At 42.3% G+C, this 8437-nt stretch carries 7 protein-coding genes and 1 pseudogene; 5 read left to right on the plus strand and 3 right to left on the minus strand.

Annotated features, from left to right (window positions below):
• Positions 1-422 precede the first annotated feature (422 nt).
• Both glgA and dacB read right to left on the minus strand, forming a co-directional pair.
• Positions 423-1901 carry a glycogen synthase GlgA gene (gene glgA, locus IM322_RS16960; RefSeq protein WP_287674571.1) on the minus strand — a complete coding sequence of 493 codons (1479 nt, stop codon included), beginning with the start codon at positions 1899-1901 and terminating at the stop codon, positions 423-425.
• A gap of 180 nt (positions 1902-2081) precedes the next feature.
• Positions 2082-3506 (minus strand): D-alanyl-D-alanine carboxypeptidase/D-alanyl-D-alanine endopeptidase, encoded by a 1425-nt coding sequence (dacB, locus tag IM322_RS16965; protein WP_287674572.1) that lies wholly within the window; start codon positions 3504-3506, stop codon positions 2082-2084.
• A 174-nt stretch (positions 3507-3680) separates the two neighbouring features.
• Between dacB and gorA the strand changes: the two genes are divergently transcribed.
• Positions 3681-5033 (plus strand): glutathione-disulfide reductase, encoded by a 1353-nt coding sequence (gene gorA, locus IM322_RS16970; protein WP_287674573.1) that lies wholly within the window; start codon positions 3681-3683, stop codon positions 5031-5033.
• 300 nt (positions 5034-5333) lie between these two features.
• On the opposite strand, the gene IM322_RS16975 is transcribed toward gorA, so the two are convergent.
• Positions 5334-6113: a slipin family protein gene (locus IM322_RS16975; protein ID WP_287674575.1), complete on the minus strand. Its 780-nt coding sequence runs from the start codon at positions 6111-6113 to the stop codon at positions 5334-5336.
• Positions 6114-6345: 232 nt separating this feature from the next.
• Between IM322_RS16975 and IM322_RS16980 the strand changes: the two genes are divergently transcribed.
• The 4 genes and pseudogenes from IM322_RS16980 to IM322_RS16995 form a co-directional block, all read left to right on the plus strand.
• Positions 6346-6831, plus strand: coding sequence for an allophycocyanin subunit alpha-B (locus tag IM322_RS16980; protein WP_012267184.1), 486 nt, complete (start codon positions 6346-6348; stop codon positions 6829-6831).
• A 257-nt stretch (positions 6832-7088) separates the two neighbouring features.
• On the plus strand, positions 7089-7601 hold the full coding sequence (locus IM322_RS16985; protein WP_004162596.1) for a hypothetical protein: 513 nt from the start codon (positions 7089-7091) through the stop codon (positions 7599-7601).
• A 24-nt stretch (positions 7602-7625) separates the two neighbouring features.
• Positions 7626-8135, plus strand: coding sequence for a tetratricopeptide repeat protein (locus tag IM322_RS16990; protein ID WP_287674577.1), 510 nt, complete (start codon positions 7626-7628; stop codon positions 8133-8135).
• Between the two features lie 201 nt (positions 8136-8336).
• Positions 8337-8437: pseudogene (locus IM322_RS16995) on the plus strand (transposase); the annotation flags it as partial.

Genomic DNA, 8437 nt, shown 5'->3' on the forward strand with positions numbered 1-8437 from the left:
CCCAGTATTATTACTAATAATACTATCCATAAAGGGTGTCTTTTTCCTTTATCTTTCCGAAAGTCCTTGACTTGTTTCAGTTTTTCTATTAAGCTCAACATATATTTTAAAAATTGCCGGTCACTTCTCATTTTACCTGACAGTGATCGGTTTTACTTTTGATATTCTGATGGGAGAATGAAACAGCCCTAGGGGTTTGGGGGGTAGAACCCCCCAAAAGCTGGGATTGAGTGATAAAACCGAAAGTAACGCCCAATTTAAGGAGAAACTTTCTCCTTAAAAATCCCAAATTAGTAGATTTACAAAAATGAGATGCACCCTAAGAGTCGGTTAAAACTAAAGCAATTCCCCCAGTAATTTCAACAAATCTATTGCTCGAATTTCTGTTGACAACCCCAGGGAATTGCTAGAGACAAGACAGCTTATTTGTGGCGAATCATTTCATAAAGGGCAACGTATTCTTCGCCGGGACGATTCCAAGAGTAATCGCATTCCATGCCTTGAATCGCTAATTTTTGGAATTCTTCCGGTTGAGTGTACCACAATTCTAATGCCCGGGACATGGCTGATTCGAGGGCATTATTATCGGGATCAAAAAAGACAAAACCATTGCGTTCTTCGGGTTTGTGATAGGTATCATAATCGCGATCAAAAACCGTATTAACTAAACCACCAACTCCCCGGACGATGGGAACGGTTCCGTATTTTAAGCTGATTACTTGTGTCAGTCCGCAGGGTTCAAAATTACTGGGAACCACAATCATATCGGCCCCCGCATAAATGAGGTGAGATAATTCCTCATTAAAGCCCAATTCAATATGAACATCAGGGTTATTATTTAGGTGATTTTTCTCGTGCCAGAACCAGTTATTAATTAACGATTCGGTGGCGGAACCTAAGAGGACAAATTGCGCCCCGCGAGCTAAGGCATAATACATGGCATGGTGAACTAAATGTACGCCTTTTTGGTCATCTAAACGACCGACATAGCAAATTAAGGGTTTTTCTGGTGCATCTCTTAACCAGAGTCTTTCTCGCAGTGCCTTCTTATTGCGTGCCTTCTCGGAGAAGCTATCAACACCGTAGGGTGCAGCAATAAATTTATCCACCTCTGGGTTCCAGATATTGTAATCTAAACCGTTGAGAATGCCGGTAAATTTCTGTTGATGCAGGTGAATTGTATGACCTAAACCGTAACTAACATCGGTGTGGTGTGCTTCCCAAGCATGGTGGGGTGAGACGGTATTGAAATAGTTGGAAAAGACGATACCACCTTTCATAAAATTAATCACAAAAGGATTGAAGTTATCGCGCATTCGGGCATAGCTAAAGTAGTAAGTATCGTTATTTAATCCTGTTGCCCAGAGAATTTCCGCACCAGCAAATCCTTGATGTTTAAAGTTATGGATGGTGTAGAGAACGCGCTGATTGCCCATACCATGATATTTATAAATTTCAAAAAGTAAGGGCGGAATTAAACCGGTTTGCCAGTCGTGACAATGAATTATATCGGGACGTTTATTACTTCTGAGCAAAAATTCTAAAGCGGCTTTGCAGAAGAAGGCAAAACGCATATTATCGTCCTTACAACCGTAGTAAGTACCGCGATTAAAGAAATTATCGCCCGAATTGGGTTGAATAAAGAAACACAAGCGCCCGTGTACCCAACCACAAAAAACGTTACAGTGAATTGCCCCACCGTACCAAGGTACCCACAGGTCGCGATAAGCCTCGTGTAAGCCCCAAATTTGGTCGTAGCGCATACAATCATACATGGGTAGGATTAGCTCCACGCAATGACCGCGAATTTCTAATTCTCGACTCAATCCATATACCACATCCCCCAATCCCCCAGCTTTAATCACTGGAGCGCACTCAGAGGCAATCTGAACTATATACATATATCAATAACTCCGTCGATTAATCTACAGGTCAGCTAGAAGCAATTTTTACAAAAGTATACAGTCTTCTGTGATTAATTGACTCGATCGATCGAATTAGTTGGGTGTTGGGGTGTTGGGGAGAACAAAGCTGCCTCCTACCTTTTGCCTTTTGTCTCCTGTCTCGGAGTCTCCTGAAGATTAACAGCGTTTTAACTGTCCTAGGAGCAAAATCACCTCATCAATGCCGTTTCTGAGGGTGGTGGCGGGTTGATCGCTGTTATTTACGGTTATGCTAAAGATTAGGGGTTGATTGTCGGCGGTTGCTAGATAACCCGCGAGGGCGATAACTCCGGTTAAAGTCCCGGTTTTTGCCTGTAATCGTCCTTCTAGGGGAGTCTGGCGAAATCTATTGGTTAAAGTGCCATCAATGCCGCCAATGGCTAAAGAACGACGATAATCAGGGTTTTCTGCCATTATTTGTAAAATTTGACCTAAAGTCTTGGGTTTAATTAGGTTTTGTCGTGATAGCCCCGAACCGTCGCCGATTTTATAACTATCGCTGTTAATTCCCAGTTTTGTTAAAGTTTCTTGCAATCCCGTCACACCGCCGAGCATTTGTAGTAGGGTTTCGGCTAGTAAATTATCGCTATTTTTATTGACTTTTTCCACCAAATATGCTAAGGGTTCTGATGCTAAATTGGTGATTTCATCGCCGAGAATCTGTGAACTAATTTCTGCGTTTTTAACGGTAATTCCCGCTTTTTCAAGGATATTACGCCAGCGAGCCAGGAAATATTCCGAGGGTTGGGGAATAGCTAAATTAAAATCATCTTGACTATCTATCGCCAGAGAACCAGTGATAATCAGGCGATTATTGGCTAAATTGCCCTTAATTGCCAGAGTATTCGGGCTTCCTTGCGCTGCGGCGCTGGTTTGATTCTCAATTAGCCATTGTTTAGCGGCAATGGGATCAGACCATTGTAAATCTAAGCTTTGCCCCAATTGTCGCGGTAAAAGCTTTAAAGTGACGGAATTTTCGTTTAAAACCAAGCTAGAAGCGGGTACAGCATAGTCAAAAAAGACATCTTCCCATTCCCAGGTTTTTTGACTATCGGAGACAAGAAAAGGACTAGCAACGACAATTAAGCGAGAAATTGAGTTAATTCCCTGTGCTTTTAACTTTTCTGCTAATTTTTCTAACTTTTCTGTGGTTATGGTGGCATCTCCCCTCCCGACTAAGGTTAAAGTTTCTAAATCGGGGGGATTGCCTTGGGCTAAAATGGGGGTTTTCAGACGATAATCGCGGTTAAATTTGCTAAAAGCGGCGGCAGTGGTTAATAATTTTGCGGTAGAAGCGGGAGTAAAAAAGTTATTTTCGTGGATACTATAGATATTTTGGTCAGAATTGAGGTATTTTACTAAAATTCCCCAATAAGCGCCTTGATAATCGGGTCGGGCCAAAATGCGATCGATCCTGGTGGCTAAGTCTGCGGGACAGATAAACTCGGAAGGGGGGGGATTGTCTGGACTGATGGGGGTTGCGAGGGTGAAGGGATGGTTTACCCAGAGAAATAGGGAACAAGTCCCCAAGAGAAAAGATAATTTCGAGCGGCGTGTTAGCATAGAATTAAATCTTGGCCGTAGGTAAATTGACTCTAATTTAGCAGCATTAGTGACTATATTGTCCTAGTTACTCGATAGATTCAGTTAGGGATTGATCCGAGATATTCGCTCCCCTTTTTGCCCAAAAAGTTTCTTGATTCCGTTAAATTTCTATTCATTTGCGAGGATGTTTTTATGAGTTATGATTTTGATTTATTGGTGATTGGTGGTGGTTCTGGTGGTATTGCCACCGCTAGACGGGCAGCCGAATACGGGGCAAAAGTGGGATTAGCAGAATACGATCGTTTGGGAGGAACCTGTGTTAATCGCGGTTGTATTCCCAAAAAATTAATGGTTTATTCTAGTCGTTTTCCGCAACTATTTAAGGATGCGGAAGGTTACGGGTGGAGTCCGGTAGAGAGTCAGTTAAATTGGCAAAAATTAATTAGTGCGGTTAATCAGGAAACTATACGTTTGAATGGCATTTATCAAAAGATGCTCGATAATTCTCAAGTGACGATTTTTCCTAATTATGCCAAGTTTATTGATACCCATACCCTAGAGGTAGGAGACGAGAAAATTACTGCCGATAAAATTTTAATTGCCGTGGGGGGACATCCCGTTAAACCTGATATTCCGGGGATTGAACATACAGTAGTTTCTGATGCCATGTTTCAACTGCCAGAACAACCAAAAAGAATTATAGTTTTAGGGGCGGGATATATTGGGGTAGAATTTGCTGGTATTATGCACGGATTAGGGACAGAAGTGGTGCAGTTAATCCGTAAAGACAAGATTTTAAGAGGGTTTGATGAGGATATCCGCGATGAGATTCAAGCGGAAATGATCCGTCAGGGAATTAAAATTATGCCCGAAACTTTCCCCACTTCGATCGAGAAAACTGCCGAGGGGTTAAAAGTACATATTCAGGGTCAAGAAACCTCAGAAATTTTATTTGTTGATGCCCTAGGTTTAGCCGCTACTGGAAGAATTCCTAAGCTGGAAAAATTGGGCTTAGAGAATGTCAATGTCGAGGTAAAAAATGGGGCAATTGTTGTCAACGAGTATAGCCAAACCAGCGAAGACAATATCTATGCCGTGGGCGATTGTACCGATAAAATTAATTTAACTCCCGTGGCCATTAATGAGGGGCGCGCCTTTGCCGATACAGTCTTCGGTAATAAACCCCGGTTAATGAGTTATGAAAATGTTCCTTCGGCAGTATTTTCTACTCCTGAAGCGGCGACGGTGGGATTAACAGAATTGCAAGCAAAAAACCTATATGGTGAGACGGGGATTAAAGTTTATCGATCTAAATTCCGCCCTGGTTACAATGTTTTACCGGCCCGAGAGGACAAAACTTTGATGAAATTAGTTGTCCATCAGGAGAGTGGTAAAATTCTTGGCGCGCACATGGTAGGAGATCACGCCGCCGAAATTATTCAAGGAGTAGCCATTGCCGTAAAAATGGGGGCGACAAAAGCCGATTTTGATGCCACTGTCGGCATTCACCCCAGTGCCGCCGAGGAATTCGTCACCATGCGTTAATTAACAATTTTAGGTGTGTTAGGTTGGGTGCATCTCACACTTGCAGAAATACCGACAATCAGCAATTATCAGTGACTCTTAGATTATTACAGATATATCAGCAGCTGCCTGTAAGCATCCCACCGAAAAACTAATGCGCTCCGGGGTTTGGGGGGTAGAACCCCCCAAAAGCTTGGGTTGAGTGATAAAATCAGAAGTAACGCCCGATTTTAGCAGAGAGTTTCCCATTAAAAATCCCAACTTGGTAGATTGACAAAAATGAGATGCAGCCGTTAGGTTTGTCTAACACACCGGAGAAAATTAACCCTTTTGGCTATTGACAATATTTTGTGATGGTTTTTCGGCTAATTTTTGAGCAAGATTTAAGATATCGGAGGGGATCATAATGATGGTACTGGTGTTATTTTCCGCTCCAATTTCCGTTAACATTTGTAGGCGGCGTAATTCCAAAGCGGCGGGATTTTCCATGATTAATCGGGAAGCTTCCGCTAATTTTAGCGAAGCTTCCTGTTCTGCGGCAGCTTTAATCAAACGGGAGCGTTTTTCTCGCAATGCTTCCGCTTCCTTGGCCATAGCTCGCTGCATAGCGGTGGGAATTTCCACATCTTTCATCTCCACCCGTTCGATATCAATGCCCCAAGGTTCGCTAATTTCATCGACAATTTGTTGGACTGCTTGATTAATTTTGTCTCGTTTTTGCAAGACATCATCGAGACGATTTTGACCAACTACATTTCTTAAAGTGGTCATGGCCGCTTGGTAAACGGCCGCAGAATAGGATTCGACTTTATTAATCGCTTTGTTGGGGTCGATAATGCGATAGTAGAGAACCGCATTAACCTTAATTGTGACATTATCGGCGGTGACAGTTTCTTGCGGGGCGATATCGACGGTTTTGGTGCGAATATCCAGCTGCATTTTTTGGTCAACTAGGGGAATGATCCAGTACAGTCCGGGGCCTTTGGTGTCTTGATAACGCCCTAGGCGAAAGATAACACCACGCTGGTATTCTCGATCGATTTTAAAGCCATTTAATCCCAGAATGCCCGCTATCAACAGGAAGGGTGCTAAAAATTCCATATTAATTACCAGTTATCGGGTTCAAGTTAATCAGTGTGCGGTGACATCTCAATTGCAATCTCCTCACTGCTGACCACTAATACATTCATTCTAGAGAGTAACCGGGCTGTTGGGGAAACTCATAACGAAATATTACAATTTTTAGGAATTGCCCAACCAGCAGCGATGACTCGACTTCCAGACCCCGACCTGAGATAAACTACAGAATGTTATCAGAATTTACCTTGATATTATGAGCGTAGTTAGCCAAGTCATCCTCAAAGCCGACGACGAACTTCGTTATCCTAGTAGTGGTGAACTACAGGGTATCGGGCAATTTTTAAAAACCGGTGAGCAGAGAATTCGCATTGCCGAAACTCTCGCTGACAATGAGAAAAAAATCGTCGATCAGGCTCAAAAACAACTGTTCAAGAAACGTCCCGATTATAGAGCGCCGGGGGGTAATGCCTACGGTCAGCGTCAATATAATCAATGCTTGCGCGATTATGGTTGGTATCTGCGTCTAGTTACCTATGGGGTATTAGCCGGAGATAAGGGACCGATCGAACAAACCGGTCTGATCGGGGTCAAAGAGATGTATAACTCTCTTAATGTTCCCGTCCCCGGCATGGTGGAGGCGATTCGTTGTCTCAAAGAGGCCGCTTTAGGTCTTTTGACTCAAGAGGATGCCGTGGCAGCAGCCCCCTACTTCGACTTTATCATCCAGTATATGTCCTAAGCGATCGGGACAATCCCAAGGGCCTGAAGTCTGAAAAGGGGCAATTTTCGTCTCTTTCAGGGTTCAGGCTTGACTTTTTTCAGTGATCAGTAATCAGTAATCAGTAATCAGTGAAAAGACAGTAGGAAACTGCCATTTGATGAGGCTCACTTAATACATACTGCTCACTTAATACTCAAAACTCACAACTCACAACTCACAACTTAAAACTTAAAACTCAAAACTGATAACTGATAACCGATAACTGATAACTGATTATGTTTTGGCGCATTATACTACTTACTTTTCTGATTCCATCGGTCTATGGGGTGTTTGGCTGGTCGATCGCCCATGAGCGTTTATCATGGAGTGATTGGTTACTTGCCCGCGGTGATGAGATGAATTGGACTCTCACTAGCGAATGGCTAGAAATCATCATCTATATCCTAGCGGTAGGGGTTATCCTCTCAATTGCCCTAGGATTAACTCTGTTTAGTCACTTAATGCCGGTATTTTTCCGCAGTTGGTTTAAAAACGATATTAGTGCTGTATTATCAATTCTCGGCTGGTCTTTGGCGGTAGTCTTTATCTTCCACAAGTGGGCGGTATTTAGTCGAGTTTTAATCCTCTTAGCCGCCACTATCCTTGGTCGTCTAGAACTTCAGGAAGCAGGTTACAATAGGTGGCAAGTTTTCCTGATGCTCACCATCCTCTGCTTAGGTAGTTTTGGCTTGGGAATTTGGGCTTATAATCTTTGGGGTCACGAATTTCATCGAGTTACTACTGATTAATCTTATCTCTAATCTTTAAAAAGTATGCCCAAAAAAAATAACGATACGCTCAAACGAGTATTAATTGTTTCCTCCGGTTTAGTATTTCTGGCTTTAATGGTGGTGCCAACTTTAGGTTTATTGAAAAATAATAATTCTAATTCCCCCCAAGCCAATCAACCCGGGCAAGAGGCAACTATTCCTCCCGAAAAATTAGAAGAAATGGTCAAAGGTTACGAGAAAATTCTCGAACGTGAACCAGATAACCCCACTGCTTTGCAAGGACTCGCCCAAGCTCGCTTACAGTTAAAAGATTTTATCGGAGCCAGAGAACCTTTAGAAAAGTTATATCAAAAATATCCCGACAATCTGGAAGTTATGCTAGTTCTTTATGGAACAAGATTACAAACTCAAGACGTTTCTGGAGCTAAAAGTATCCTAGAAAAATTAGTCAAAAACTATCCCCAAGAACCGAAGTTTAAAGAAGAATTAACTCGCTTAAATCAAGCGATTGCGGCAGCTTCCAAACAGCAACCCCCAGAACCTAAAAAGTAATGAAAAAAGAATTAATTATTGAAGCTGGGCGAAGTGAAAGACAATATCGAGAATTTTTTATCTTAAATGTCGGGTGAAGACCCTCAGTTTCACTGACGGGATGAAACCCGACCAATATAGAACAGCGAAGCACCACTAAATCCTTGACAGTTTTGTGCTGGATATGTTAGTATAAAAATAGTTGTTTGAGGTCGGTCAACAATGATTGTTTTAGAAATGAAGGCGGTAGTCAAACCAAGTCAATGTACTGCCATTGATGAAGCTATTCTTACAGTACAATTCATCCGTAATAAGGCTTTAAG

It is taken from the genome of Microcystis sp. M109S1 (assembly GCF_020247025.1).
In the GTDB taxonomy this organism is placed as follows: Bacteria; Cyanobacteriota; Cyanobacteriia; order Cyanobacteriales; family Microcystaceae; genus Microcystis.